We start from the raw sequence: 25,676 nt of genomic DNA, 5'->3' as shown, positions 1-25,676 counted from the left end.
TCGCCCGGCGGCCTCACGTCACCGCAGGTTAGGCTCGCCTGTGTGAGCACGTGCGCGACGGCATCCCGGGAACTGTCCGAACCGCTGGCCGGGACGGCCGCCACAGCCCGTACCTGGCTGCTGGTCGAACAGCCGGGCCCGTGGGGCGCCAAAGCGCTCACATCCAGCCACCTCGACCCCGCCCTCGGCCGCGCCCTGGAAACCGCCGCCGCTGGCACCGGGGTCCGCGTGGCCCTCATCCGCAGGCCCGGCCGTCACGCCGACCGTCCCCCGGGCGGCGCCCGCCGGGTCTTCGCAGCCCACACCCTGCCCGGCCGCTCGTGGATCCGTACGGCCCTTCTCGCCGATCCGGCGGAACTCCTGGACCTGGACCTCCACGCCCTCGGCGCGGGCCGGCACGGCGGGCTCTGGGACCCGTACGAGGGCGATCCGCTCGTCCTCGTCTGCACCAACGGCAAACGCGACCGCTGCTGCGCCCTGCTCGGCCGCCCGCTGGCCGAGGAACTCGCCGCCACGGGGGAGGCCGTCTGGGAGGTCACGCACATCGGCGGCCACCGCTTCGCGCCGACCTTGTTCGTCCTCCCGTACGGCTACGCCTACGGCCGCGTCACCGCGCGGGCCGTCAAGGAGATCCTGCACGCCGTCCGTGACGGCCAGGTGGTGACGGCGAACGCCCGCGGCCGCTCCTCCTGGGAGCGGCCCGCGCAGGCCGCCGACCTGGCGGTCCGGGAGCGCACCGGGGAGGACCGCGCCCACGCGCTGCGGATCACCCGCACCGAGCCCCACCCGGCCGGCACGGCGGAGCCGGGCGGCTGGAGCGTGACCGTGGAGCACACCGACGGCCGCCGCTGGCGGGTGGAGGTGGAGCGCGGCGCCGCGCTGCCGCCCCGTCCCGAGAGCTGCGGCGCGGTACCGGGCAGCCCGGCCCGGATGGACGTGACCGCCCTGCGGGAGATCACCGGCGGAACGGCCTGAGGCGGGCGGGGCGCCCCGGCGGAGCGCCCCGCGGCGCTCAGGCGTCGATGCGCGAGCGGTCCAGCGTGGCCGCGGAGCTGGTGATGAACTCCTTGCGCGGCGCGACCTCGTTGCCCATCAGCAGATCGAAGATCCGCTCGGCCGCCTCCAGATCGCCGATGTTGATCCGGCGCAGGGTCCGGAACCGGGGGTCCATCGTCGTCTCCGACAGCTGGTCCGCGTCCATCTCGCCGAGGCCCTTGTAGCGCTGGATCGAGTCCTTGTACTGGATCCCCTTGCGCTGGAACTCCAGCAGGGTGGTGCGCAGCTCGTTGTCCGAGTACGTGTAGACGTAACGGTCCTGGCCCTTCTTGGGGTGGCTCAGCTCCACCCGGTGCAGCGGCGGCACCGCGGCGAACACCCGTCCGGCCTCCACCATCGGCCGCATGTAGCGCTGGAACAGCGTCAGCAGCAGGCAGCGGATGTGGGCGCCGTCCACATCCGCGTCCACCAGCAGCACGATCTTGCCGTAGCGCGCCTGGTCGATGTCGAAGGTCCGCCCGGACCCGGCTCCTATGACCTGGATGATCGCTCCGCACTCGGCGTTCTTGAGCATGTCCGAGATCGAGGACTTCTGGACGTTGAGGATCTTGCCGCGGATCGGCAGCAGCGCCTGGAACTCGGAGTCGCGGGCCAGCTTCGCGGTGCCCAGGGCCGAGTCGCCCTCGACGATGAACAGCTCGCTGCGGTCCACGTCGTCACTGCGGCAGTCCGCCAGCTTCGCCGGCAGCGAGGAGGACTCCAGGGCCGTCTTCCGCCGCTGCGCCTCCTTGTGCTGCCGGGCCGCGATGCGGGTGCGGGCGGCCGCGACGACCTTGTCCAGCACCGCACGGGCCTGCTGCTTGGTGTCGCGCTTGGCGGAGGTCAGGAAGGCCTTGAGCTCCTTGGCGACGACCGCGGCGACGACCCGGGAGGCGGCGGAGGTGCCCAGCACCTCCTTGGTCTGGCCCTCGAACTGGGGCTCGGCCAGCCGGACTGTGACGACCGCTGTGAGCCCCTCCATGGCGTCGTCCTTGTTGACGTCGTCCTCGGCGACCCGGAGCAGCTTGGCGGAGCGCAGCGCCTCGTTGACCGTGCGGGTGAGGGACCTCTCGAAACCGGAGACGTGGGTGCCGCCCTTGGGCGTCGCGATGATGTTCACGAACGACCGGACGGTGGTGTCGTAGCCGGTGCCCCAGCGCAGCGCGATGTCGACGCCGAGTTCCCGGGTGACCTCGGTGGGCGTCATGTGGCCGCGGTCGTCGAGGACGGGCACGGTCTCCTTGAAGGAACCCTGGCCCGTCAGCCGCAGCACGTCACAGATGGCCCGGTCCTGGGCGAGGTACTCGCAGAACTCGCTGATCCCGCCGTCGTAGCGGAAGACCTCCTCGGAGGGCCGCTGCGCCTCGCCGTCGGGGCCGGCGAGGCGGCGCTCGTCCCGGACGACGAGGGTGAGGCCGGGCACCAGGAAGGCGGTCTGGCGGGCCCGTGCGTGCAGGTTCTCCAGGGAGAGCCGGGCGTCCTTGAGGAAGATCTGCCGGTCGGCCCAGAAGCGGACCCGGGTGCCGGTGCGGGTCTTGGGCACCCGCTTCTTCTTGATCAGTCCGCCGGCCGGGTCGAAGGGCGCGTCCGTGCCGGACTCGGTGAAGATGCCCGGCACGCCGCGCCGGAAGCTGATGGCGTGGGTGTGGCCGTTCCGGTCGACCTCGACGTCGAGCCGGCTGGACAGCGCGTTGACGACGGAGGCGCCGACGCCGTGCAGACCGCCGGAGGCCGCGTACGAGCCACCGCCGAACTTGCCGCCGGCGTGCAGCTTGGTCATCACGACCTCGACGCCCGACAGCCCCGTCTTGGGCTCGACGTCGACCGGGATGCCGCGGCCGTTGTCCCGGACCTCCACGGAGCCGTCGTCGTGCAGCAGCACCTCGATGTGGTCGCAGTGCCCGCCCAGGGCCTCGTCGACCGAGTTGTCGATGATCTCCCAGAGGCAGTGCATCAGGCCGCGGCTGTCGGTCGAGCCGATGTACATGCCCGGCCGCTTGCGGACCGCTTCCAGCCCTTCGAGGACGAGCAGGTGCCGCGCGGTGTAGTTGGAACCGCCGTCCCGGTCTGCTCCGGTCAGCAGCGCTGTGGACGGTACGGACGTCTCGGCGGTCACGCGGTTCGCTCCTCGCTTAATTTTCGTTGCTGGCCCAACTCCGGGCTCAGGGCGGCTTGGGTCACCGAGGAGAGGGTACCGAGGCCTGGTAGAGCCTTTGTGACGCCACCCGTCGGGAGGGGCCATGCTAGTCGAGGATCGTTCATCTGTTCGATCCCTCGGTAGGGTGACATGGACATCACGTTCCCTTCGAGGCATGAACCATTTAGGCTCCGGGCACGTCCTCATGAACAACGGCAATCCCGCCGGAGGACGGACCCCGACAAGCAGCGCGATGAATACGTAAGCCAACGCGATACGGCTCATTCGCCGCCACCCGGCAGCATCCGGTCGACTCGGAAGGAAGGTTTTCGAGAAAAAGGCACGAGCGGGAACGTTTTCGGCCTGGTTGGATGTTGACCCTGGTACGACAGCTCGTCGAGCTAGAGAAGAGGCGACGTGACTACTGTTCTGACCCCCGCGAGCCCGCTGACGGCCGCCGACCGCTGCGACCGCTGCGGCGCCCAGGCATACCTGCGCGTCGTCCTGATGAGCGGCGGTGAACTGCTCTTCTGCGCTCACCACGGGCGCAAGTTCGAGCCGGAACTCAAGAAGATCGCCGCAGAGATACAGGACGAGACGGAGCGGCTCACCGCCTCTCCCTCATCGGCGTCCGACGACTGACGACGCCGAGCACCGCAGCGACGACGAGCGACAGCCGGCCCTCCGGCCGGACAGCGGGCGTGCGGCCCTGCACCACAGGACCGCACGCCCGCTCTCGTCGCGGTCGGGCCTGCCGTCACTCCCCCGGCTCCGGCAGGGCGACCACGTGCTCCATCGCGGACATCCTGGTGTAGACACCGGGGCTGTCCGCCCCGCCGCAGCCACTGCCCCACGAGACCAGCCCCACCAGGCGGCCCCGGGCCACCAGCGGCCCCCCGCTGTCCCCCTGGCAGGCGTCCCCGCCACCGCCGGAATGCCCGGCGCACACCATGAACGAGGCCCGGTACGTGCCGTCGGCACTGCCCGGATAGGCCCGCTCACAGATCTCGTCCCCCAGGATCCGCACGCGGGCCGCGTGCAGCACCGACGCGTACCCTCCCCGTCCCGTGGTGTCGCCCCAGCCGTAGACCTCGGCCGGAGTGCCCGGGCGGTACGCGGCGTCCCCGCTCCTCGCCAGCGGCAGCCCCTCCCCGGCCAGCCCCCCTTCCACCGTGAGAACGGCCACGTCCCCCGCGTTCGAGGCGCTGTCGTAGTCCGGATTCACCCGGACCTCCCGTACCGGCAGCTCCTCGCCCCCGGTGGCGCGCAGGTCGTCCCGCCCCGCGATGACCGTGAGATCACCGACCGCTGAGACGTCCACACCCAGGACCGAGCGGCTCACACAGTGCGCCGCCGTCAGGACCGTCCGCGGTGCCACCACGACCCCGCCGCAGAACTGGCCGGACCGGGAGTCACCGAAGCGGTCGCGGCTCGCCAGGGCGACCGCCCAGGGCATCTCCTCCGTACTGGCCTGCCGGCCGCCCACCACCACACTGTCCGCGGCCGCGGACGGCGCCGTCACCAGGGACACCGCCGCGGCCGCCGGTATCAGCGCCAGGGCCCCGGCCAGGGTGCGCGAGATGGGACGCATGCTGTCTCCTCACTCCGCGACGACACGTGCCGCCCCAGCGTCAAACAGCACGGCGCCCTCCGCCACCCGGACGGAGGGCGCCCAAAAGGCCGCCGGCCCGGAATCCCCAAGGGATTCCGGGCCGGCGGGACGATGATCCCGCTTGCTCCGACCGAGTGATCAGTCGAGGTAGTCGCGGAGCACCTGGGAGCGCGACGGGTGCCGCAGCTTGGACATCGTCTTCGACTCGATCTGCCGGATGCGCTCACGCGTCACGCCGTAGACCTTGCCGATCTCGTCCAGCGTCTTCGGCTGGCCGTCGGTGAGCCCGAAGCGCATCGACACCACGCCGGCCTCGCGCTCGCTGAGCGTGTCGAGCACCGAGTGCAGCTGCTCCTGCAGCAGCGTGAAGCTGACCGCGTCGGCCGGGACGACGGCCTCGGAGTCCTCGATGAGGTCACCGAACTCGCTGTCGCCGTCCTCGCCCAGCGGAGTGTGCAGGGAGATCGGCTCACGGCCGTACTTCTGGACCTCGATGACCTTCTCGGGGGTCATGTCGAGCTCCTTGGCCAGCTCCTCCGGGGTGGGCTCGCGGCCCAGGTCCTGGAGCATCTGCCGCTGCACCCGCGCGAGCTTGTTGATGACCTCGACCATGTGCACCGGGATGCGGATGGTGCGGGCCTGGTCGGCCATCGCGCGGGTGATCGCCTGCCGGATCCACCAGGTGGCATAGGTGGAGAACTTGTAGCCCTTGGTGTAGTCGAACTTCTCGACGGCGCGGATCAGACCCAGGTTGCCCTCCTGGATCAGGTCAAGGAAGAGCATGCCGCGGCCGGTGTAGCGCTTGGCCAGCGAGACCACCAGCCGGAGGTTGGCCTCCAGCAGGTGGTTCTTGGCCCGCCGGCCGTCCTCGGCGATGATCTCCAGCTCGCGCTTGAGCTTCGGTGCGAGCTTGTCGGAGTTCGCCAGCTTGTCCTCGGCGAACAGGCCCGCCTCGATGCGCTTGGCGAGCTCGACCTCCTGCTCGGCGTTGAGCAGCGGCACCTTGCCGATCTGCTTGAGGTAGTCCTTCACCGGGTCGGCGGTGGCCCCGGCGGCCGCCACCTGCTGCGCGGGCGCGTCGTCCTCGTCGTCGTCGGAGAGGACGAAGCCCTGGTTCTCCGGCTGCTCGCCCTCGGCGGCCTCGCCCGGCTTCCCGGACGCAGGACCGGCCTCCTCCGCCACGCCGTCCGCGCCCTCGAGCAGCTCGTCGGCGTCCTTCTTGGAGGCGGTCTTCTTCGCGGTGGTCTTCTTGGCCGCGGTCTTCTTCGCGGTGGTCTTCTTGGCGGCGGCCTTCTTCGGGGCCGCCTTCCTGGCGGGCGCCGCCGGGGCCTCGGCGGCCGTGCCGTCCACGTCCTCGTCCGCGCCCGGGGCAGCCGCGGCGGGGGCTGCGGCCTTCCTGGTCGTGGCTGTCTTGGCCGCGACGGTCTTGGTGGCAGTGCGCTTCGCCGGGCTCTTCGCTGCGACGCTCTTGCGGGTGCGCTTGGGCGCCTCTGCGGCACTGACCATCAGCGTCACACCCTCCTCGTCGAGGACCTGGTTGAGGCTGCGCAGAACGTTCTTCCACTGGGTTGGCGGAATCTGGTCAGCCTCGAAGGCCCGACGCACGTCGTCGCCGGCGATCTGCCCATCAGCCTTTCCCCGCTCGATGAGCGCCATGACAGACTCGGATTCGGCGATCTCCGGCGGGAGCGTACGGGATGTGCTGGCCGACACGAACAACCTCTCGGAACGATGGGAACGGCTTCCGGCCCCGTCTGCGACGGGAACCGACGACCGCCGGCGGGGTGGACCGGCGGCGCGAGCGGACCGCGGAGCAATTCAGCGTCGCGAACGACATCCGTATTCCTCCACCGGCCATCACCTCTTAGGTCATCGCGCATCCACAAAGAGCGTTACGCCCGATCCGCGTGGCCCGGGTCACACTCGACGAGGATTCCAAACCTCCGAAAGCGGGGCAGACCGCCTGAATCCGAAAACCCGAGCCCCGCCGCCGGAATCCGGCGGCGGGGCTCCGCGGCACCACTGCTCCGTCCGGTCAGTGCTCGCGCGGAGCGGGCACCACATGCTCGACATCGGGATGGATGGTGAGCAGCTGGCGCATGGCGGCCTCGGCCCCGGCCGCGTCACCCGCGCCGACGGCCTCCACGATGCGGACGTGATGGCCGACGGAACTCTCGGTGGGGCGGTCGCAGCCGGTCGCGGGCCCGCCGGAGACATGGAGCGCGGAGGACACGATGCCCGCCAGGTGCTCCAGCATGCGATTCCCGCCGAGCTGGAGGAGCAGGGAGTGGAACTCGGCGTCGGCACGGCCGAAGGTCAGGGCATCGCCCTGGGCGAGGGCACGGCCCATGATGTCGGTCATGTCGGTGAGCCGCTGCTGCGCCTCCTCCCGGTCGTGCCCGGCCGCCAGCCGCGCCGCGAGCGGTTCGATGGTCCAGCGCAGCTCGAACAACTCCCGGCGCTGGTCATCGCGCTGCGGCCCGAAGGCGCGCCACTCGATGATGTCCGGGTCCAGGAGGTTCCAGTCACTCACGGGGCGGACGCGCGTGCCGACGTTCGGCCGGGCGCTCACCAGACCCTTGGCCTCGAGGACGCGCAGCGACTCCCGCACCACCGTGCGGGAGACCTCGAAGCGCTGCCCGATCTCCTCGGGGACGAGCGGGCGGTCCGCGCCGAGGTCACCGGAGACGATCATCTGCCCGAGCTGCTGGACGAGCTGGCCGTGGAGTCCGCGGCCCCGGTTCCCGGCTGTGCGGCGGCCGACCCGGCCCGCCTCGGAGTCGCCTCCCTCCCAGGAGCGGCCGACGGCACGTTCCCCCACCGGGCCCTCCGCGTAGGGGTAACGGTCAAGCTCGCCCGGACCGGAGAGGCCGGAGTCGACGGGGCGAGCCGCGGTCATCGTGGTGTGCGCAAGGGTACTCACGCATCCTTTGTCGGCGAGCCCTCGGACACCCTTGAGGTCTTTGGTGAAAAGCACACGAAAGGGTGATCGCCCATTACCTCACAATTGACGCCTTTTCGGAAGCAGCCGGATGACGCGCCGCATGTCGCCCGCTGCCCCCGGCCGAACAGCCCGGAGCGGTACGGCAGCTCCTCGGATCCCGGCCGCAACACGCGCGCGACCAGCGGCGGACGCCACGTCGGCGAACACAACCAGCGAAGTGTGCGCCCCCGTTGGGATGGCACGAACATCCCCCTCGGAACCGCCTCAGACCTCCGGGCGCAGCATCGGCGGGTTGAGGAGCGTGGCGCCGCCCGCCCGGAACAGCTGTGCGGGCCGCCCGCCCTGACGCGTGGTCGTGCCGCCGGTGGGAACCAGGAAGCCGGGGGTGCCCGTGACCTTCCGGTGGAAGTTGCGGGGGTCGAGCGCCACACCCCAGACGGCCTCGTAGACCCGGCGCAGCTCCCCCACGGTGAACTCCGGCGGGCAGAAAGCGGTGGCCAGGGACGAATATTCGATCTTGGATCGGGCCCGTTCCACTCCGTCGGACAGAATCCGGTCGTGGTCGAAGGCGAGCGGAGCGGGCTGCTCTCCCTCCCGCCCGAAGCCGTCCTTCCCCAGCAATGAGTCCACCGGCGCCCAGCGCGCGCTGTGGGCGTCCCCTCCCGCCCGCGGCGCGGGGAGATCGGGGGCCAGCACGAGGTGAGCGACGCTGACGACGCGCATCCGGGGATCACGGCGCGGGTCCCCGTAGGTCGCCAACTGTTCGAGGTGAGCACCGCCGTCGACGGGGCCGGGGCCGGCCGGGTCGAGTGCCAACAGCCCTGTCTCCTCGGCGAGTTCTCTGGCGGCGGCGGCCGCCAGGTCCTCGTCCGCCCGCACGAAACCGCCGGGCAGGGCCCACCGGCCCTGGAAAGGAGGCTCACCGCGCCGGACGGCCAGGGCGCAGAGCGCATCGCGCTTGACGGTGAGCACGACCAGATCCACGGTGACGGCGAAGGGCGGGAAAGCCGACGGGTCGTAGGGCGACATGCCGCGATCATAGGCGTCTCCCTGACGATAAACAGGAGTTCGCCGGCTCTCCGTCGCCACGGCCGCCACGCGGCGAGGTGGACCGGCCGCCGGACACGGTCACCGCAGAGGCGAGGGCGGGCCCCGGAGCCGTGCCGGGCACCGCGGAAAGAGCCCCGGGGCAGAGAGGCGGACCGCGCCCCTCCCCCACCGTCCTGCCCGGGCACGGGTCGTCGCGGCCGGGCTCCCCGCACGCTCCCGGACGTCACGACCGCCCCGTCCCGCCGGTTCGCCCGGCCCGCCGCTCGCCGCCCCGGCGCCGGACGGTGCCGGACGGCCCGGTGCCCGCACGCGGCCGCCCCGCTGGCCTGCTCCCCCGCCCGGGCCCGGTGACGGAGGCGCCGGCCCGCACCTCCAGGGCCGCGGCGGCGAGGCGCGCGGCGCGCTCCCGGCGCAGGCAGCCTCGCAGCACTTCCGGATCGACCCCCTCGTTCGCCCCCTGGTGCAGAAGCCGGGCGAAGACGTACTCCGGGTCGGCGCGCAGCGCGAGCCCCAGCGCCACACGGGCCTCCGGTTCGTCACCGGTGGACCAGGCGACCCAGCCCGCGAGGGTGAGCGGGGCCGCGGCGTGCTCCGCGTAGGCTCCGACACAGCGGCGGGCCAGGGCCCGCCAGAGGCGCAGCGCGGGCCCCGCCTCGGGCCCCTCCATCCATTCCGCGGCCCGGTCCCGGGTCGTCCGGTCCTGCAGGCCGAGAATCACGGCCGCCGCCTCGTCGTGAGCCAGCATCGCGTCGTCGCGGGCATCGGCCGCGACGCGGTCCGGGGGCGGCGGCGGGCCGTCGGCGAGGCGGTCGATGAGCAGGCCGGCGAGGGCGATGGTCTCCTTCCGGACGGCCTCCCGGCCGGCCTCCTCGAGAACGCGCGGCACCAACTCCGCCGCGGCCGCGTCGAGCGCGCTCTCCTGTCCCGCGGCGGCCGGGCTCGTCAGCGGGGCGAACCCGGCTTCCAGCTCCCGCAGTGAGCCGCGCGCCCGGATACCCGCGTAGGCGGCGGCCGCGGCCATCACCGAGGTGCCGGGGAGGGCGAGCGGGGTGCCGTCCTCCGGGCAGCAGCGCGGGTCGGGGCAGCAGTAGGACCAGAACCGGCCCCCGGAGACACACAGCGCCTCCAGCACCGGGACGTCGAGCCCTCCGCAGGCCAGCCGCAGCGCCTGGGAGAGCGGCCGCAGCCGCTCCACGACCTCGCGGGCGCTCTCCCCCTCGCCCGGGTCCTGGCAGAGGAACACGATGATCCCGTCGGGCCGGCCGTCCCGCTCGGCGCTGCCCGAGACCAGGCACCGGGCCAACTGGCCCGACACGGCCCCCCATTCGGCGGGATCGCCCGGGATCCCGAGGCGCAGTCGGGCGCCGAAACGGCCGCGATCGCCGTGCACGGCCACCATCACGACACTGTCGTCCGGATGGAAACCGCCCACGAGATACGGAAGGGCGTCCGCCAGCTCGGCGGGGCCGCGGAGGATGACCTGCTCGCCCGCGGACGGCGGACGCGGTTCGCTGTGCTTCGTCATGCTGCGAGCCTGGCGCCTCACCGCCCCGATTCGCCAGCCCTGTGGATAAATAAAGGGTCTTGTCCTATTTCTTCACCGTCCTGTGGAGGACCGGCCCGAACCGGCGTTGTGACAGCGGAAGAAGGCCCGTACTTCCTCCCCCCGCCCGGCGGGGTGGTTCAGGCCGCGGCGGCGAGGACCAGCGGAAGAACTTCTTCACTGCCCGCCCGGCGGAGCAGGCGCGCGGCGACCGCCAGGGTCCACCCGGAGTCCGTGTAGTCGTCCACGAGCAGGACGGGACCCGGCGCGCCCGCCAGGGAGCCCGCCAGTTCCCCGGAGACGGTGAAGGCGCCGGACAGCGCCCTGACGCGCTGGGCGGAGTTGCTGCGGCGCGCCACGTGCGCGCCGTCCGGACCGGTGTACGTGAGGGCGCCCAGGAAGGGGAGGCGGCCGATCTCCGCGATGCCCCGGGCGAGGGAGCCGACCAACTGCGGGCGGGAGAGGGACGGTACGGCGACCACCCCCACCGGCCGGGCCGAGGCGTCCGGGACCCCTGGTGCCCAGCCACCGGGAGAGCGCGCCCAGTCGGCGAGGACGGCCACCGCGGCCCGCAGGACGTCCTCGGGGACCGGCCCGTCGGGCGCGTTCTCCGCCAGCAGCGGGCGCAGCCGGTTGCCCCAGCCGATGTCCGAGAGCCGCCCCAGGGCGCGCCCGGTGGAGCACTGGTCCTTGGCCGGGATGCGCCCCTTGAGGTCGATGCCCAGGGCGGGCAGCCCCGTCGGCCACATCCGGCGCGGCTCGATCTCCACCCCCGGGCGCTCCAGTTCCCTCGCCGCCCCCGTCAGCGTCTCGGCCGAAACGGCGGAGTCGGCCCAGGCCCCGGCGCAGTTGTCGCACCGGCCGCACGGAGCCGCCCCCTCGTCGTCGAGTTGCCGGCGCAGGAACTCCATCCGGCACTGCGAGGTGTTCACGTAGTCCCGCATGGCCTGCTGTTCGGCCGCCCGCTGCCGGGCGACCCAGGCGTACCGCTCGGCGTCGTAGACCCACGGCTCGCCGGTGGAGATCCAGCCGCCCTTGACTCGCTTGACCGCCCCGTCCACGTCGAGCACCTTCAGCATGGTCTCCAGGCGGGTGCGTCGGAGGTCGACCAGGGCCTCCAGGGCCGGCACGGACAGCGGCCTCCCCGCCTCGGCCAGGGCGGAGAGGGTCTGGCGGACCTGCGCCTCGGGCGGGAAGGCCGTGTCGGCGAAGTAGCGCCAGATGGCCTCGTCCTCCTTGCCGGGCAGCAGCAGCACATCGGCGTGGTCCACGCCGCGGCCCGCCCGCCCCACCTGCTGGTAGTAGGCGATCGGCGAGGAGGGCGAGCCGAGATGGACCACGAAGCCCAGGTCCGGCTTGTCGAAGCCCATGCCCAGCGCCGAGGTCGCCACCAGCGCCTTGACGCGGTTCTCCTGCAGGTCGGCCTCGGCCTGCAGCCGGTCGGCGTTCTCCGTGCGCCCCGTGTAGGAGGCCACCCGGAAGCCGCGCTGCCGCAGGAAGGCGGTGGCCTCCTCGGCCGCGGCGACGGTCAGGGCGTAGACGATCCCGGAGCCCCGCAGCTCGTCCAGGTGCTCGGCAAGCCAGGCCAGGCGGTGCGCGGCGTCCGGCAGCCGGACCACCCCCAGCCGCAGGCTCTCCCGCTCCAGCGGACCGCGCAGCACCAGGGCCTCGCCGGCACCGGTGCCCAACTGCTCGGCCACGTCCGCGGTCACCCGCGCGTTGGCGGTGGCGGTGGTGGCCAGTACCGGTACGCCGGGGGCGAGTTCCGTGAGCATCGCCCGCAGCCGGCGGTAGTCGGGGCGGAAGTCGTGCCCCCAGTCGGAGATGCAGTGCGCCTCGTCGACCACCAGCAGACCCGTCGTGGCCGCCAGCTTGGGCAGCACCCGGTCGCGGAAATCCACCGAGTTGAGACGCTCCGGGCTGACGAGGAGAACGTCCGTCTCACCCCGCTCGACCTCCTCGTGGATGGTGTCCCACTCCTCCGGGTTGGCCGAGTTGATGGTGCGCGCCCGGATGCCGGCCCGTGCGGCCGCGTCGACCTGGTTGCGCATCAGCGCCAGCAGCGGGGAGACGATCACCGTGGGGCCGGAGCCGCGCCGGCGCAGCAGCGCGGTGGCGACGAAGTACACGGCCGATTTGCCCCAGCCGGTGCGCTGCACCACCAGGGCGCGCCGGCGTTCCTCCACCAGAGCCGCCACCGCCTGCCACTGGTCCTCCCGCAGCCGCGCCGAGCCCTCCGGGTCGCCGACGAGCTCGGCGAGGATGGCGTCGGCTTCGGTGCGGAGCTCCAGATCGTCCATGCCCCCATGCAACCACCTCGTGGAGGACCACGCCGACACCGGACGGACCCGGCCCCGCCCCACGGGCCCGGTTCCGGGCGGGCCCGTTGTCCCGGCCGTTCTCGCGGGCCGTTCTCGCGGGCCGCTCTCCCCGGCTGCTCATTGCCGGGGAGCCCTCCCGCCAGGGAGAATCGGATAACCACAGCTTCGTTCGCACACGGGCCGGAGGCCGGTCCGGTGTGCCCCCGCGCCCCGCCTCCGCCCGATGGCGGCTGCGCGCACCCCGAAGGGAGGACCGTGACCTCCGGTTCCATGATCTCTCCGGCGGCGGTCCCGCCCTCGGCCACCGTGCCCGCCGCCCGGCTCGGGCGGGCCCTGGAACCCGCGGAGTGGGCGGCCGCGGGCATCCCGCTGCTGCGGGACCCCCGGGAGATCGTCACCGGGCTGCACACCCGCCACCGGCCCGCGCCGGGGATCGTCGTCGCCGCCGTCCTCGACGCGGAACAACGCGTCATCGCCAGCGCGTCGTTCCCCGGTGGCCAAACCGTCGCCGACGGCTGGGTGCTCCGCAACGCCCTGCTCGACCGGCTGCGCCGGATCGTCCCGCACGACCTGCGGCGCCGGAGTCCCGTCCGGACGGCCGTGCTCCTCCACTGCCGGGACGGGGGCGAGGAGTGGACGCCCCTCGACGGAGCCTGGATGTGGGGACTGCGCGACGCCTGCACCTTGCACGGGCTGCGCTGTGGCGCCTACATCGTGCTGACTCCCGGCGGCTGGCGGGTGCTCGGCGAGGGCCGGGGCGGCCGCCATCCGCACGCCGGGGCGGCACCCGGCGGCGCCGCACGCCCGGCGGGACGGACCCGCGGCGCGGTCACGCCCCGGCGGACGGCCGGCGGGGCACCGGAAGCCCGGCGCCGTACGGCCGCCCGCTGACGGACGGAGCGCACCGCGCGGTCAGGCTCCGGTGCCGATGAGGGAGTTGATCCGCTCGGGGTCACCGCACACGATGAGCAGCGAACCGGCCTTCGCCATGGCGGCCGGCAGGGCTTGGACGGCATCGTCGTCCGCACCGCCGTTGACCGCGACGACCACGACGGGGCGTGCCGTCGTGCGCCCGGCCGCCGAGGCGGCCGCGTAGAAGACGTCCTCGCGCGCATCGTGCTGCGCCCAGTAGGCCTTCTCTCCGAAGGACAGTTCGTGCGCGGCCCACGGGTGCTCCTCACCCGTGGTCAGGACGAGGACGTCACCGGGGGCGCGGCCGGAGTCCAGGAGCAGGTCGACGGCCTCCTCCGCGGCGTCCAGCGCGCCGTCCGCGGGGGCGGGGATCAGCTGGATCTGCGGTCCGGCCGCGGTGGGGGCCGCGGGCGCGGTCCGGTCGCGGGGACCGCGCTGCGCCGGCACGGCTGCGCCGCGGGCGGTGCCGGGCCGGGACGGCCGCGGCGGCGTGGGACGGGGACCGGGGACAGGGCGGGGGGTCTGCGCGGTACGGCCGGCGGCCGGAGTTGCGCGGGGACCCGGGACACTCGCGTGAATCTGAGGCTCCTCGGGGATGAGAGGCATGAGCTGATGTCTATCAAACACCGGTGCGATCCGCACCGGTGGGGCGGGGAGGGAACGGGAACCGTTCAGAAATCGAAGCCGAGCTGCCCCCCGCACTCCGCGGTCTCCTCCGGCCCGTGGGTCCGCGCCTTTTTGAGGTGCCTCCACCGGGGCAGCGCGTCCATATAGGCCCAGGACACCCGGTGGTGGGCGGTCGGCCCCCGCTCGGCCAGCGCGGCCCGGTGCGCCGGCGAGGGGTAGCCGGCGTTGGTGGCGAACGCGAACTCCTCGTATTCCCGGCCGAGATCGGCCATCAGCGCGTCCCGCCGCACCTTGGCGAGCACGGAGGCGGCCGCCACGGCCACACAGGACTGGTCGCCCTTGATGACCGTGCGGACCCGCCACGGCGCTCCGAGGTAGTCGTGCTTGCCGTCGAGGATGACGGCGTCGGGGCGGACCGGAAGCGCCTCCAGGGCCCGTACCGCCGCCAGGCGCAGGGCCGCGGTCATGCCGAGCTCGTCGATCTCCTGGGGCGTGGCGTGCCCCAGAGCGTGCGCCGTGACCCATCCCTCCAGCCGGGCGGCCAGCTCCGTACGGCGCTTGGGGGTGAGCAGCTTCGAGTCGGTCAGGCCCTCCGGCGGCCGGCGCAGTCCCGTGACGGCGGCACACACCGTGACCGGCCCTGCCCAGGCACCGCGGCCGACCTCGTCGACGCCGGCGACGACGCGCGCGCCGGTGGTGGCGCGGATCGAGCGCTCGACGCTGTGGGTCGGTGGTTCGTACGGCATGGCGCCAGACAGGTTACGCGGCCGGGTCGGACGGCCGGCGGGCGGGCACCCGTACGGGCCGCACCGGTCAGCCCGCGCAGGCGGGCGCCCACTCCGGCAGCGGCTCCGTGCGCTCCAGCCAGGCCGCGGGCGGTGCCCCGTCCTCGGCGGCGGCGACCACTCCGCCCACGATCGCGCAGGTGGTGTCCACGTCCCCGCCGGCCTGGGCCGTGGTCCAGAACGCCGCCCGGAAGTCGCCGAGATGGCGGGCCGCGGCCCAGAGGGCGAAGGGCACGGTGTCATGCGCGCTGTTGCGGCGCCCGCAGCCGAGCACCGCGGCGACCGTGCCCGGATCGGCGTAGTCGAGCAGGTCACGGGCCCGCCGCAGACCGGCCCGGACGGCGCTGCGCGGCACGAGCTCGGTCACGGCGCCGAGAAGGCCCTCCGGGCCGCCGCCGCTGCCGGGAGCCGCCACCAGGGCCGCCGCGGCCGCCACGGCCATGGTTCCGGCGACGGCCTCCCGGTGCTGATGGGTGACGTAGGCGGAGAGCTCGGCCTCACGCACCGCCCGCTCCGGTTCGCCCGCGTACCAGGCGCCCAGGGGGGCGATCCGCATCGCGGCGCCGTTGCCCCAGGACCCCGTGCCGTTGAAGAGGGCGGAGGCGAGTTCGCGCCAGTCGCCGCCCTCGCCCATCGCCCGCAGGATCCGGTTGACGGTGGAGCCGTAGGCACGGTCCGGGTCGTGGTGGCGTGCGAAGGAGCGCGCCAGTGCGTCCTGGTCGATGGAGCCGTATTCGGACAGCACGCCGACCACCGAGCAGGCCATCTCGGTGTCGTCGGTCCACCGCGCCACTCCCGCGGGCAGCTCGCGCCGCCGCAGTGCGGCATGGTGCGCGGGGTCGGTGAACCGGGCACCGAGCGCGTCGCCCACCGTCAGACCACGGAGGCCGGCGAGGGCACGGGCGCAGCGGCGCGCGAGGTCGGGATCAGCGGTCATCGTCCAGGCACTCTAACCTCTGGCACCGTACGCGTCGGGACACCCCGGCGCCCCGGAGGGCCGGTCGAGTGTGCTCCCGTCAGCCGGCGCGTGCGGAACAGCCGCGCGGCCGGCCCGTGGGCGACGTCCGGCGCAACGGCGGGGGACCCGTCGCCTCGGCGCCGCGGCCGGTCAGACGGTCCAGGAGGGCTCGAGGTCGACCACGTCACCGGTGATCGCCGCCACGTCGGCCTCCAGCTGGGCCCGCAGGGCGAGCCGCTCCACGCGTTCCTCCCGGTACTTCCCGTGCTCCGCCGCCGACGCCCACAGGGAGAGCACCAGGAACTCGTTCCCGGGCGCCTCGCCGAAGACGCCGCGCAGCATGCCCGGGGATCCGGCCATCGCCGGGTTCCAGACCTTCTCCTGCATCAGCGTGAAGTGCTCCACCCGGGGTTCGTGGACCCGGCAGTGCGCGACCCGCGCCACGTCCGCGTCGGCGAAGGTCGGCCGGAAACCCACCTTGACGTCGAACCGGTGCTCGAAGAGCCTGACCCGGGCGTCGGTGTAGGTGCCGGCCTGCGCCGCGGCGAGCCGGTGGTGCGAGCGGGCCATGAAGGAATCGTAGAAGGCGCGGCTCTCCCAGAACCCGAAGAGATGGGCCACACCGGGACGGATACGGCTCCAGCCGCCGCCCTGCCCCCGGAAGCCGGGCTCGCCGAGCAGCCCCGCCCACTTCCGCTGCCCGCGCTCGAAACCGCGGCGGTCCACCACGGTGCAGCGAATCCACTTGACCAGCACCGCGCCATCGTACGGCCCCGCGCGCCCGCCGGACCCCGGTGATCACGGAGTGCGCCCCCGCGTGACGCGTGCGCCCTCCGCACCCGGGACGCGGCGGAGGGGACCGGCCGGCGACCGGTCCCCTCCGCCTCTGCTCCGTCATGTCCGCGCCGGCTCCCGCCGGGCCGCGGCCCCGCGGGCCGCCCGGCAGGCGGCGCCCGTCAGCTGCAGCCGCTGGTCGAGCCGCAGCCCTCGCAGAGGTAGCAGCTGCCGGCCCTGCGCATCTTCGTACCGCAGGAGAAGCAGAGCGGGGCGTCGGCATTCAGGCCGAGCTGCATCTCCACCAGCTCGGTGGAGCTGTGCGCCTCCTTGGGCGCCGGCGCCTCGGCGGCCTTCGACGGCTGCGCCGCCGGGGCCGGGGAGCTCTCGGCCCGGCGGGGGGCGGACTGCGCGAGGCTCTCGACGTCCATTTCCTCGTCGGAGGGCTCGTACGAGCCCGTCTCGAGGTGGCGCTGGCGCTCCTCGGCCGAGTGGATGCCCAGCGCCGAACGGGTCTCGAACGGCAGGAAGTCGAGCGCCAGCCTGCGGAAGATGTAGTCGACGATCGACTGCGCCATCCGCACGTCCGGGTCGTCCGTCATGCCCGCCGGCTCGAACCGCATGTTGGTGAACTTGGAGACGTAGGTCTCCAGCGGCACGCCGTACTGCAGGCCGACCGAGACGGCGATCGAGAAGGCGTCCATCATGCCCGCGAGGGTCGAGCCCTGCTTGGACATCTTCAGGAAGACCTCGCCCAGGCCGTCGTCCGGGTAGGAGTTGGCCGTCATGTAGCCCTCGGCGCCGCCGACCGTGAAGGAGGTGGTGATGCCGGGACGGCCCTTGGGCAGCCGCTTGCGGACCGGACGGTACTCGACGACCTTGGCGGCCGCCGGCTCCTCCTCGGCAGCGCCCTTGCCCTTCTCCTCCCACTTCTTCGTGGAGAGCGGCTGGCCCACCTTGCAGTTGTCGCGGTAGATGGCGAGCGCCTTGAGGCCGAGCTTCCAGCCCTCGTAGTAGATCTCCTCGATCTCCTCGACCGAGGCCGACTCCGGCATGTTGACGGTCTTGGAGATGGCGCCGGAGAGGAACGGCTGGGCGGCCGCCATCATCCGGACGTGGCCCATCGGCGAGATGGAGCGCTCGCCCATGGCGCAGTCGAAGACCTCGTAGTGCTCGGGCCGCAGGCCGGGAGCGTCGATCACATTGCCGTGCTCGGCGATGTGGGCGACGATCGCCTCGATCTGCTCCTGCTGATAGCCGAGGCGCTTGAGCGCCTTGGGGACCGTGTTGTTCACGATCTGCATGGAGCCGCCGCCGACGAGCTTCTTGTACTTCACGAGCGCCAGGTCGGGCTCGACGCCGGTGGTGTCGCAGTCCATCATCAGGCCGATGGTGCCGGTCGGCGCGAGCACGGACGCCTGCGCGTTGCGGAACCCGTTCTTGGCGCCGACGCGGACGACGTCCTGCCAGGCCTCGGTCGCCGCGGCCCAGACCGGGGTGTCGAGGTCGTCCATGCGCTTCGCGGCGGCGTTGGCGTCGGCGTGCTGCTTCATGACGCGGTTGTGGGCGTCGGCGTTGCGGGCGTACCCCTCGTACGGGCCGACGACCGCGGCGAGTTCGGCCGAGCGCTTGTACGAGGTGCCGGTCATCAGGGAGGTGATGGCGCCGGCGAGGGCGCGGCCGCCGTCCGAGTCATAGGCGTGGCCGGTGGCCATCAGCAGGGCGCCGAGGTTGGCGTAGCCGATGCCCAGCTGGCGGAAGGCGCGGGTGGTCTCCCCGATCTTGTGGGTCGGGAAGTCCGCGAAGCAGATGGAGATGTCCATCGCGGTGATGACCAGTTCGACGACCTTGCCGAAGCGCTCGGCGTCGAACGACTGGTTGCCCCGGTCGTCGTCGCGCAGGAACTTCATCAGGTTCAGCGAGGCCAGATTGCACGAGGAGTTGTCCAGGTGCATGTACTCGCTGCAGGGGTTGGAGGCGGTGATCCGGCCCGACTCCGGTGAGGTGTGCCAGTGGTTGATGGTGTCGTCGTACTGGATGCCGGGGTCGGCGCACGCCCAGGCGGCCTCGGCCATCTTGCGGAACAGCCCCTTGGCGTCGACCTCTTCGATGACCTCTCCGGTCATCCGGGCGCGCAGGCCGAACTTCCCGCCCGCCTCCACGGCCTTCATGAACTCGTCGTTCACCCGGACCGAGTTGTTGGCGTTCTGGTACTGGACGGACGTGATGTCGTCGCCGCCCAGGTCCATGTCGAAGCCCGCGTCGCGCAGCGCGCGGACCTTCTCCTCCTCCTTCACCTTGGTCTCGATGAAGGCCTCGACGTCCGGGTGGTCCACGTCGAGGACGACCATCTTGGCCGCGCGGCGGGTGGCGCCACCGGACTTGATGGTGCCGGCGGAGGCGTCGGCGCCGCGCATGAAGGAGACCGGGCCGGAGGCGTTGCCGCCGGAGGAGAGCAGCTCCTTGGAGGAACGGATGCGGGAGAGGTTCAGGCCCGCGCCGGAACCGCCCTTGAAGATCATCCCCTCTTCCTTGTACCAGTCGAGGATCGACTCCATGGAGTCGTCGACGGAGAGGATGAAGCAGGCGGAGACCTGCTGGGGCTGCTTCGTCCCGACGTTGAACCACACCGGCGAGTTGAAGCTGAAGATCTGGTGGAGCAGGGCGTGGGCCAGCTCGTGCTCGAAGATCTCGGCATCGGCGGGGGAGGCGAAGTAGCCGTGCTCCTCACCGGCCTTGCGGTACGTCCGGACCACGCGGTCGATGAGCTGCTTCAGGCTGTGCTCGCGGTCGGGCGCGCCCACCGCGCCGCGGAAGTACTTGCTGGTCACGATGTTGACCGCGTTCACCGACCAGAAGTCGGGGAACTCGACGCCGCGCTGCTCGAAGTTGACCGAACCGTCGCGCCAGTTGGTCATGACGACGTCACGGCGCTCCCAGACCACCTCGTCGTACGGATGCACACCGGGAGTGGTGTGGATCCGCTCGATGCGCAGGCCCTTGCTCGCCTTGCTCCCCCTGGAACGGGAACCTCGTGCGGGACCGCTCGCCGTCTCTGTCATGCCGCCTCCCTGATACGGGCTGAAACGCCCTGATGTGCCCGGAATCTTCCCCCGGCACGGTGTCTGTTCTGATACCCGGACGCGTCGCGCCCCGGGTGGACCGGCCGCCGCTCAGCCGGCGTGGGAACCCCCACGCCCGGATCCGGTGACGGCCGGCGCGGGGACCGCCGGTCCGGCCGGAGCCCCGGCCGGGGGGTCATCCACTTCCGCGGGAGGCCGCTCCTCGCGCAACTCGGCGATGGCGGCCTCGAAGTCCTCGAGAGAGTCGAACGCCCGGTAGACGGACGCGAAGCGCAGATAGGCGACGAGGTCCAGCTCCTTGAGCGGCCCCAGTATCGCCAGACCGACGTCGTGGGTGGAGAGTTCGGCGCTGCCGGTGGCGCGCACGGCCTCTTCCACCCGCTGGCCCAGCTTCGCCAGGGCGTCCTCGGTGACCGGCCGCCCCTGGCATGCCTTGCGCACCCCGGAGATAACCTTGTCGCGGCTGAAGGGCTCGGTGACCCCGCTCCGCTTGATCACCATGAGCGAGGCGGTCTCCACCGTGGTGAACCGGCGGGAGCAGTGCGGGCACTGCCGGCGCCTGCGGATGGACGTCCCGTCGTCCGTCGTCCGGCTGTCGACCACGCGACTGTCGGGGTGCCTGCAGAAGGGGCAGTGCATCGTTCCTCACCCTCCTCGGACCCTCGTATCGCGTCTACGGCACGGCACGGCCGCACCGCCCCGGCACGGCCGCGTGGGCCGTTCGGAGCAGGCACCAGCATAGGTGATGACCGAGCCCCCGCCGCACCCGAAACCACAACTTCTGGGACCGCGCCGATTATGGGACCACTAGATCTGGTGGCTGACCGTCAGACACGGTGACCGGGCGTGGCGGCCCCGGCCGGCTTCCGAAGACTACGGGAGCCGGGCCGCGCCGCGCCTCCCGGGGCGGGGGTGTCAGACTGGGGCGCGCCACACGGCCGGACGGCGCACACCCCGCGCCGGCACACCGTGGCACGCGTACCCCGCGCGCGGCTCCTCACTCGGAGGAACCCTCGGCATATACACCTGATCTCATGATCAAGCCGATTGAACTGCGAATTTTCACTCGAACGTGTGTTTGGCGCAACCTTTCGAAAGCAACTACCGTTGTCCAGCTAGAGGGAGACACTTGAGAGAGGGGCCGACGTGACCACCACCGCAGACAGCGCGACCATCACCGCCCAGGACCGGGTCCCGCACGGGCTGGAGCAGAGCCGCCCGGCCGACGGAACACCGGCCCTGAGCCCGGAGGACCAGAAGCCCACGCGCTCGCTGCCCGGACGGCCCCCGGGAATCCGCGCGGACAGCTCCGGGCTCACGGACCGGCAGCGCCGGGTCATCGAGGTCATCCGGGACTCCGTCCAGCGGCGGGGATACCCACCGTCCATGCGGGAGATCGGACAGGCGGTGGGGCTGTCCAGCACCTCCTCGGTGGCACACCAGCTCATGGCCCTGGAACGCAAGGGCTTCCTCCGGCGCGACCCGCACCGCCCCCGCGCCTACGAGGTACGCGGCTCGGACACCCCCAGCCCCGTGCCCGCCGACACCGCCGGCAAGCCCGCCGCCTCGTACGTCCCGCTGGTCGGCCGGATCGCGGCCGGCGGTCCGATCCTGGCCGAGGAGTCGGTCGAGGACGTCTTCCCGCTCCCCCGTCAACTGGTGGGTGACGGCGAGCTGTTCGTCCTCAAGGTCGTCGGTGACTCGATGATCGAGGCGGCCATCTGCGACGGCGACTGGGTCACCGTACGCCGCCAGCCCGTCGCCGAGAACGGCGACATCGTGGCGGCCATGCTCGACGGCGAGGCCACGGTCAAGCGCTTCAAGCGCGAGGACGGCCACGTGTGGCTGCTGCCGCACAACGCCTCCTACCAGCCGATCCCGGGTGACGAGGCCACCATCCTGGGCAAGGTCGTCGCGGTGCTCCGCCGAGTCTGAGCCACGCCCCCACGGCTGGGCCCCGGAACCACTGCGCCGGTTCCGGGGCTCCTCCTTTGCCCGCCCGCGTCCGGCGCCGGTCAGCGCTCCTCGGTGCGAGCCGCCGCGTCGATGGCCGCCAGCGAGCGGCGCACCTGGTTGCGGTCCGTGGTGTACCAGAAGTCCGGCATCGAGGCACGGAGGAAGCTGCCGTACCGGGCTCGCGCCAGCCGTGGATCCAGGACGGCGACCACCCCCCGGTCTCCCGTGGCGCGGACCAGCCGGCCGGCGCCCTGGGCCATCAGCAGGGCCGCGTGGGTGGCGGCGACGGCCATGAAGCCGTTGCCTCCGTTCTCCTCGACCGCCTTCTGCCGCGCGCTCATCAGCGGGTCGTCCGGTCGCGGGAACGGGATGCGGTCCATCACCACCAACTGGCAGCTCGGACCGGGGACATCGACGCCCTGCCACAGCGAGAGGGTGCCGAAGAGGCAGGTGCGGTCGTCCTCGGCGAAGGCCCGGATGAGCTCGCCCAGCGTCTCCTCGCCCTGCAGCAGGACCGGCAGGTCCAGCCGGCCCCGCAGGTTCTCCGCCGCCGCCCGTGCTCCGCGCATGGAGGAGAAGAGGCCGAGAGTCCGCCCGCCGGCGGCCTCCACCAGCTCCGCCAGTTCGTCGAGCATGTCACCGCGGTCGCCCTCCCGTCCGGGCTGGGACAGATGCTGGGCGACGTACAGGATGCCCTGCCGGGGATAGTCGAAGGGGGAGCCGACGTCGACTCCCTTCCACTGCGGCACCGGCTCGGCATCCTCCCCCGCGGCGGGAGCCGTGCCCTCCGGAGGCAGGCCCAGCGAGGCGGCGACGCCGTTGAAGTCGCCGCCGAGCCGGAGGGTGGCGGAGGTGAGGATCACCGAGCGGTCGGTGAAGAGCTTGTCGCGCAGCAGTCCGGAGACCGACAGCGGCGCCACGCGCAGGGAGGCACCGAACCGGTCGTGCCGCTCGTACCAGACGACGTCGTACTCGGAGCCCTCCACGATGCGCTCCGCCACCGCGTGGACGTTCTCGATCGAGGCCAGCGCCTGTTTGCGGACGGCGTCCTCGTCCTGCACGGACTTGTCGCGGGTGTTGCCGAGGGCCGTGATGACCGTGCGCGCGGCGTCGCGCAGCGCCATCAGGGCGTACCCGAGATCCTCCGGGATCTCCTCCAAACGGCCCGGGAGGGCCAGTTCCATCAGCCGTTCGAAGCCCTCGGCGGCGGTCTGCAGCGCGTCGGCCGCCTTCTCGTTGACGAGCTTGGCGGCACGGCGCACCGCGCGGTTGACCGATCCGGGGGTCAGCTCGCCGGTGGCCGCCCCCGTGACACGGGAGACCAGTTCATGGGCCTCGTCGACGATCAGCACCTCATGACCCGGCAGCACGGGCGCGCCCTCCAGGGCGTCGATCGCGAGCAGGGCGTGGTTGGTGATCACGACATCGGCCAGCTTGGCGCGCTCGCGGGCCGCCTCCGCGAAGCACTCGGCGCCGTAGGCGCAGCGGGAGGCGCCGAGGCACTCGCGGGAGGAGACGGAGACCTGGGCCCAGGCGCGGTCGGAGACTCCGGGTGAGAGGGCGTCCCGGTCGCCGGTCTCCGTCTCGTCGGCCCAGTCCCGCATCCGCAGGAGGTCCTTGCCGAGCTTGCTGCTGGGGGCGGCCGATTCGAAGACGTCGAAGAGGCCGTCCTCCTCTTCCTGCGGCACGCCTTCGTGCAGCCGGTGCAGGCAGAGGTAGTTGGAGCGGCCCTTGAGCATGGCGAACTCGGGGCGGCGGCGCAGCAGGGGGTGGAGGGCGTCGACCGTGCGGGGCAGGTCGCGCTGCACCAGCTGGCGCTGGAGGGCCAGAGTCGCCGTCGCCACGACCACCCGCTCCCCGTGCGCGAGAGCGGGCACCAGATAGCCCAGGGACTTGCCGGTTCCGGTGCCGGCCTGCACGAGCAGGTGCGAGCCGTCGTCGATCGCCGCGGCGACCGATTCGGCCATGGTGACCTGGCCGGGGCGCTCGGTGCCGCCGACGGCGGCGACGGCGGCGTGCAGCAGCTCGGGGAGAGAGGGCTTCGTCATAGCGTGACCACCCTACGGGCAGGGACTGACATCGCCCGCCTCACGTCCGGGCCAGCGGATTGGGGACGGTGCCGTGGACCGCCGCGTGGGGGCGGTCGGCCCGGTCGCGGTAGCCGTCCAGATGAAGCCGGTTGCGGTTGAGGCAGAGCCGGTCGATGCGGGGACTGAGCAGATCGAAGGTCTCGAACCGCTCCTTGTCCTCCGGGAAGCGGGCGTGGTGCCGCAGGATCTCCTGGCGCACCAGGGACCAGAACTCGTCCTCCGGCACGCCGAGATGCTCCTCGCACAGCGGTGCCAGATAGCGGAAGACGCCGATGAACAGCCCGGAGTGGATGAACTGGGTGAGGAACGAGGGCTCCTCCGTGAGCAGGACGTCCCGCGCCGCCTCGGGCATGCCCTCGTGCTCCGGCAGCGGCTCGGCGCTGACGTTCACGTCGTCGACGAAGTCCTTCACTGCCAGCCGCACGGGAACGTCGCGTTCGTCGAAGACGACGATGGCGTTCTCCCCGTGCGGTGAGAAGACGGTGCCGTAGCGGTACAGGAAGTGCAGCAGGGGCGGCAACAGCGCGGCGAAGAGCCGGCGCAGCCAGGCTTCGGGTGCGAGGCCGGAGCGGGACACGAGTTCGGCCGTGAAGGAGCGCCCGTGCGGGTCGGTGTGGAGCAGGGCGGCCAGGGTGCGGGCCCGCTCCCCCGGGTCGAGCTGCGGCGGGAGGGATTCGCGCCAGATGCAGCCCAGCAGTTCGCGGTACTGGTAGGGCACCTCCGGCAGCCGGTCGTAGACGGGGTGTTCGACCGTGACGGAGGCGGTCTCGCCGAGCAGGATGACGCGGGTCTCGTCGCGCAGGAAGGGGTCGTCGTCGCGCAGGGCGTGCACCCACTCGGTGACGGCCGGGGCGGCCAGGGTGCGCTCGGTCGGCAGGCCGCGCCAGACCAGGGTGTTGAGCACCGACAGCGGCAGTTTGACCGTCCGGGCCTCCGGGCGGCTGATGTTGAGGAAGGTGCGGATGGACTGCTGGGGCAGCCGGAGGTCGCCGTCCTCGGCGAGCGGGATGATCCGGGCGTCGGCGATGTACGGGGCGAACAGCGGTGCGATGCTCTCGTCCCACTGCCAGGGGTGGACCGGCAGCCACAGGTAGTCCTCCGGGTCGCGGCCCTGCTCGGCGACGGCGCGGGCGAAGTCCGCCCGGGTCTCCGGGGCGAGTTCCTCCGCGTAGAGGCGGTCCGGCCGGTCGAGGCGGGGCACGCCCCGGTAGGCCGCGAGGTCGCGGTGGACGGCTATCCAGGGCAGCCGCTGCGGCCGGCGGGCCTCGGGCGCCCAGCGCTCGGTGTCGCGGGCGGAGAAGCCGACCCGGCCCTTGTTGGCGACGAGCCAGGGGTGGCCGGTCTGGTGGCCCTCCAGCTCGGCGTAGCCGAGGTCGGCGAGTTCGGCGGCGCTGAGCGCTCCCTCGTCGAGACGGGTGTCGGCGGCGAGCGTGGTGGTGAGCTCCCGGATGAGGTGGCCGGTGGTGTCACCGGAGAGACCGAGGACGGTGCGGTGAGCGCGGGCGAGGAAGAGCAGCGGGTCGGCGCAGGGCGCGATGGACGCGGGATCCACCCGCCAGTGCCCGTACGCGCCGCGGCGGGCCCGGAAGCGGTAGGTGAGGCCGGGGGCGACGGTGAGCCGGTGAGCGAGCGGGTCATGGCCGTCGGGTTCGGGGACGAGGACTTCTTCGTAGGCGAGTTCACCGAGCATCTTGGCGAACATGCGGCGGGCGGCGCGCTGCCAGACGGCCTGGCGCTGCTGGGGTGTGGAACGCAATCTTGCTCCTCGGACGGCGGAACGGGGACGGGCCGAGTGGTAGCGGGATGCGGTGCGGGGCGGGGTGGTGCGCCGGACGGGGCGAACGGGGCG

19 protein-coding genes are annotated in these 25,676 nt (G+C 72.6%); 4 read left to right on the top strand and 15 right to left on the bottom strand.

The features are described from left to right. The first annotated feature begins 42 nt into the window (after window positions 1–42). On the top strand, window positions 43–975 hold the full coding sequence (locus tag IF83_RS0105025; protein WP_030542794.1) for a sucrase ferredoxin: 933 nt from the start codon (window positions 43–45) through the stop codon (window positions 973–975). Between the two features lie 37 nt (window positions 976–1,012). Here IF83_RS0105025 and IF83_RS0105020 read toward each other — a convergent pair whose 3' ends face one another. After that, entirely contained in the window at window positions 1,013–3,151 is a 2,139-nt protein-coding gene (locus IF83_RS0105020; protein ID WP_030542793.1) for a DNA gyrase/topoisomerase IV subunit B, read from the bottom strand. A gap of 438 nt (window positions 3,152–3,589) precedes the next feature. Here IF83_RS0105020 and IF83_RS0105015 point away from each other — a divergent pair, with 438 nt between their 5' ends. Next, a complete protein-coding gene (locus IF83_RS0105015) occupies window positions 3,590–3,814 on the top strand; it encodes a DUF7455 domain-containing protein (protein WP_030542792.1) in 225 nt (74 codons plus the stop codon). Window positions 3,815–3,929: 115 nt separating this feature from the next. Here IF83_RS0105015 and IF83_RS0105010 read toward each other — a convergent pair whose 3' ends face one another. The 6 genes from IF83_RS0105010 to IF83_RS0104985 form a co-directional block, all read right to left on the bottom strand. Next, window positions 3,930–4,763: a S1 family peptidase gene (locus tag IF83_RS0105010; protein ID WP_030542791.1), complete on the bottom strand. Its 834-nt coding sequence runs from the start codon at window positions 4,761–4,763 to the stop codon at window positions 3,930–3,932. 159 nt (window positions 4,764–4,922) lie between these two features. Continuing rightward, the gene (locus IF83_RS0105005; protein ID WP_078843177.1) at window positions 4,923–6,503 is read right to left on the bottom strand and encodes an RNA polymerase sigma factor; all 1,581 of its coding nucleotides are present in this window, start codon (window positions 6,501–6,503) and stop codon (window positions 4,923–4,925) included. A gap of 316 nt (window positions 6,504–6,819) precedes the next feature. After that, a complete protein-coding gene (locus tag IF83_RS0105000) occupies window positions 6,820–7,761 on the bottom strand; it encodes a FadR/GntR family transcriptional regulator (RefSeq protein ID WP_078843176.1) in 942 nt (313 codons plus the stop codon). Window positions 7,762–7,992: 231 nt separating this feature from the next. Then, window positions 7,993–8,757, bottom strand: coding sequence for an NUDIX hydrolase (locus IF83_RS0104995; RefSeq protein ID WP_030542788.1), 765 nt, complete (start codon window positions 8,755–8,757; stop codon window positions 7,993–7,995). Between the two features lie 244 nt (window positions 8,758–9,001). After that, window positions 9,002–10,303: a DUF4192 domain-containing protein gene (locus IF83_RS0104990; RefSeq protein WP_030542787.1), complete on the bottom strand. Its 1,302-nt coding sequence runs from the start codon at window positions 10,301–10,303 to the stop codon at window positions 9,002–9,004. A gap of 158 nt (window positions 10,304–10,461) precedes the next feature. After that, window positions 10,462–12,621, bottom strand: a complete 2,160-nt coding sequence (locus IF83_RS0104985; protein ID WP_030542786.1) for a RecQ family ATP-dependent DNA helicase — start codon at window positions 12,619–12,621, stop codon at window positions 10,462–10,464. A 291-nt stretch (window positions 12,622–12,912) separates the two neighbouring features. Here IF83_RS0104985 and IF83_RS0104980 point away from each other — a divergent pair, with 291 nt between their 5' ends. After that, window positions 12,913–13,533: a hypothetical protein gene (locus IF83_RS0104980; protein ID WP_037678787.1), complete on the top strand. Its 621-nt coding sequence runs from the start codon at window positions 12,913–12,915 to the stop codon at window positions 13,531–13,533. A gap of 21 nt (window positions 13,534–13,554) precedes the next feature. Here the strand turns inward: IF83_RS0104980 and IF83_RS29875 are convergent, their stop codons facing one another. The 6 genes from IF83_RS29875 to nrdR form a co-directional block, all read right to left on the bottom strand. Further along, window positions 13,555–14,160 carry a hypothetical protein gene (locus IF83_RS29875; protein ID WP_030542784.1) on the bottom strand — a complete coding sequence of 202 codons (606 nt, stop codon included), beginning with the start codon at window positions 14,158–14,160 and terminating at the stop codon, window positions 13,555–13,557. A gap of 65 nt (window positions 14,161–14,225) precedes the next feature. Continuing rightward, entirely contained in the window at window positions 14,226–14,927 is a 702-nt protein-coding gene (locus tag IF83_RS0104970; RefSeq protein ID WP_030542783.1) for a ribonuclease HII, read from the bottom strand. Between the two features lie 67 nt (window positions 14,928–14,994). After that, a complete protein-coding gene (locus tag IF83_RS0104965) occupies window positions 14,995–15,903 on the bottom strand; it encodes an ADP-ribosylglycohydrolase family protein (RefSeq protein ID WP_030542782.1) in 909 nt (302 codons plus the stop codon). A 171-nt stretch (window positions 15,904–16,074) separates the two neighbouring features. Continuing rightward, window positions 16,075–16,680 carry a YdbC family protein gene (locus IF83_RS0104960; RefSeq protein ID WP_030542781.1) on the bottom strand — a complete coding sequence of 202 codons (606 nt, stop codon included), beginning with the start codon at window positions 16,678–16,680 and terminating at the stop codon, window positions 16,075–16,077. Window positions 16,681–16,880: 200 nt separating this feature from the next. Then, the gene (locus IF83_RS0104955; RefSeq protein ID WP_030542780.1) at window positions 16,881–19,760 is read right to left on the bottom strand and encodes a vitamin B12-dependent ribonucleotide reductase; all 2,880 of its coding nucleotides are present in this window, start codon (window positions 19,758–19,760) and stop codon (window positions 16,881–16,883) included. A gap of 111 nt (window positions 19,761–19,871) precedes the next feature. Continuing rightward, the gene (gene nrdR, locus IF83_RS0104950; protein ID WP_051722472.1) at window positions 19,872–20,420 is read right to left on the bottom strand and encodes a transcriptional regulator NrdR; all 549 of its coding nucleotides are present in this window, start codon (window positions 20,418–20,420) and stop codon (window positions 19,872–19,874) included. A 564-nt stretch (window positions 20,421–20,984) separates the two neighbouring features. Between nrdR and lexA the strand changes: the two genes are divergently transcribed. Further along, on the top strand, window positions 20,985–21,716 hold the full coding sequence (gene lexA, locus IF83_RS0104945; protein WP_463607008.1) for a transcriptional repressor LexA: 732 nt from the start codon (window positions 20,985–20,987) through the stop codon (window positions 21,714–21,716). 80 nt (window positions 21,717–21,796) lie between these two features. On the opposite strand, the gene IF83_RS0104940 is transcribed toward lexA, so the two are convergent. Further along, window positions 21,797–23,785: an ATP-dependent DNA helicase gene (locus tag IF83_RS0104940; protein ID WP_030542777.1), complete on the bottom strand. Its 1,989-nt coding sequence runs from the start codon at window positions 23,783–23,785 to the stop codon at window positions 21,797–21,799. Between the two features lie 40 nt (window positions 23,786–23,825). Then, complete coding sequence (locus IF83_RS0104935) at window positions 23,826–25,529, bottom strand: IucA/IucC family protein (RefSeq protein WP_051722483.1); 1,704 nt, start codon at window positions 25,527–25,529, stop codon at window positions 23,826–23,828. Between the last annotated feature and the right edge of the window lie 147 nt (window positions 25,530–25,676).

This window comes from Streptomyces albus subsp. albus (assembly GCF_000719865.1).
Taxonomy (GTDB): Bacteria; Actinomycetota; Actinomycetes; order Streptomycetales; family Streptomycetaceae; genus Streptomyces; species Streptomyces albus_E.
Note: the sequence above shows the minus strand (reverse complement) of the source record. Positions and strands in the feature narration are given on the sequence as shown.

Coding starts and splice junctions, on each gene's coding strand:
- IF83_RS0105010 (WP_030542791.1), bottom strand. CDS start 4,763: ATGCGTCCCATCTCGCGCACCCTGGCCGGGGCCCTGGCGCTGATACCG.
- IF83_RS0104995 (WP_030542788.1), bottom strand. CDS start 8,757: ATGTCGCCCTACGACCCGTCGGCTTTCCCGCCCTTCGCCGTCACCGTG.
- IF83_RS0104990 (WP_030542787.1), bottom strand. CDS start 10,303: ATGACGAAGCACAGCGAACCGCGTCCGCCGTCCGCGGGCGAGCAGGTC.
- IF83_RS0104985 (WP_030542786.1), bottom strand. CDS start 12,621: ATGGACGATCTGGAGCTCCGCACCGAAGCCGACGCCATCCTCGCCGAG.
- IF83_RS0104980 (WP_037678787.1), top strand. CDS start 12,913: ATGATCTCTCCGGCGGCGGTCCCGCCCTCGGCCACCGTGCCCGCCGCC.
- IF83_RS29875 (WP_030542784.1), bottom strand. CDS start 14,160: ATGCCTCTCATCCCCGAGGAGCCTCAGATTCACGCGAGTGTCCCGGGT.
- IF83_RS0104970 (WP_030542783.1), bottom strand. CDS start 14,927: ATGCCGTACGAACCACCGACCCACAGCGTCGAGCGCTCGATCCGCGCC.
- IF83_RS0104965 (WP_030542782.1), bottom strand. CDS start 15,903: ATGACCGCTGATCCCGACCTCGCGCGCCGCTGCGCCCGTGCCCTCGCC.
- IF83_RS0104955 (WP_030542780.1), bottom strand. CDS start 19,760: ATGACAGAGACGGCGAGCGGTCCCGCACGAGGTTCCCGTTCCAGGGGG.
- nrdR (WP_051722472.1), bottom strand. CDS start 20,420: ATGCACTGCCCCTTCTGCAGGCACCCCGACAGTCGCGTGGTCGACAGC.
- IF83_RS0104940 (WP_030542777.1), bottom strand. CDS start 23,785: ATGACGAAGCCCTCTCTCCCCGAGCTGCTGCACGCCGCCGTCGCCGCC.
- IF83_RS0104935 (WP_051722483.1), bottom strand. CDS start 25,529: ATGTTCGCCAAGATGCTCGGTGAACTCGCCTACGAAGAAGTCCTCGTC.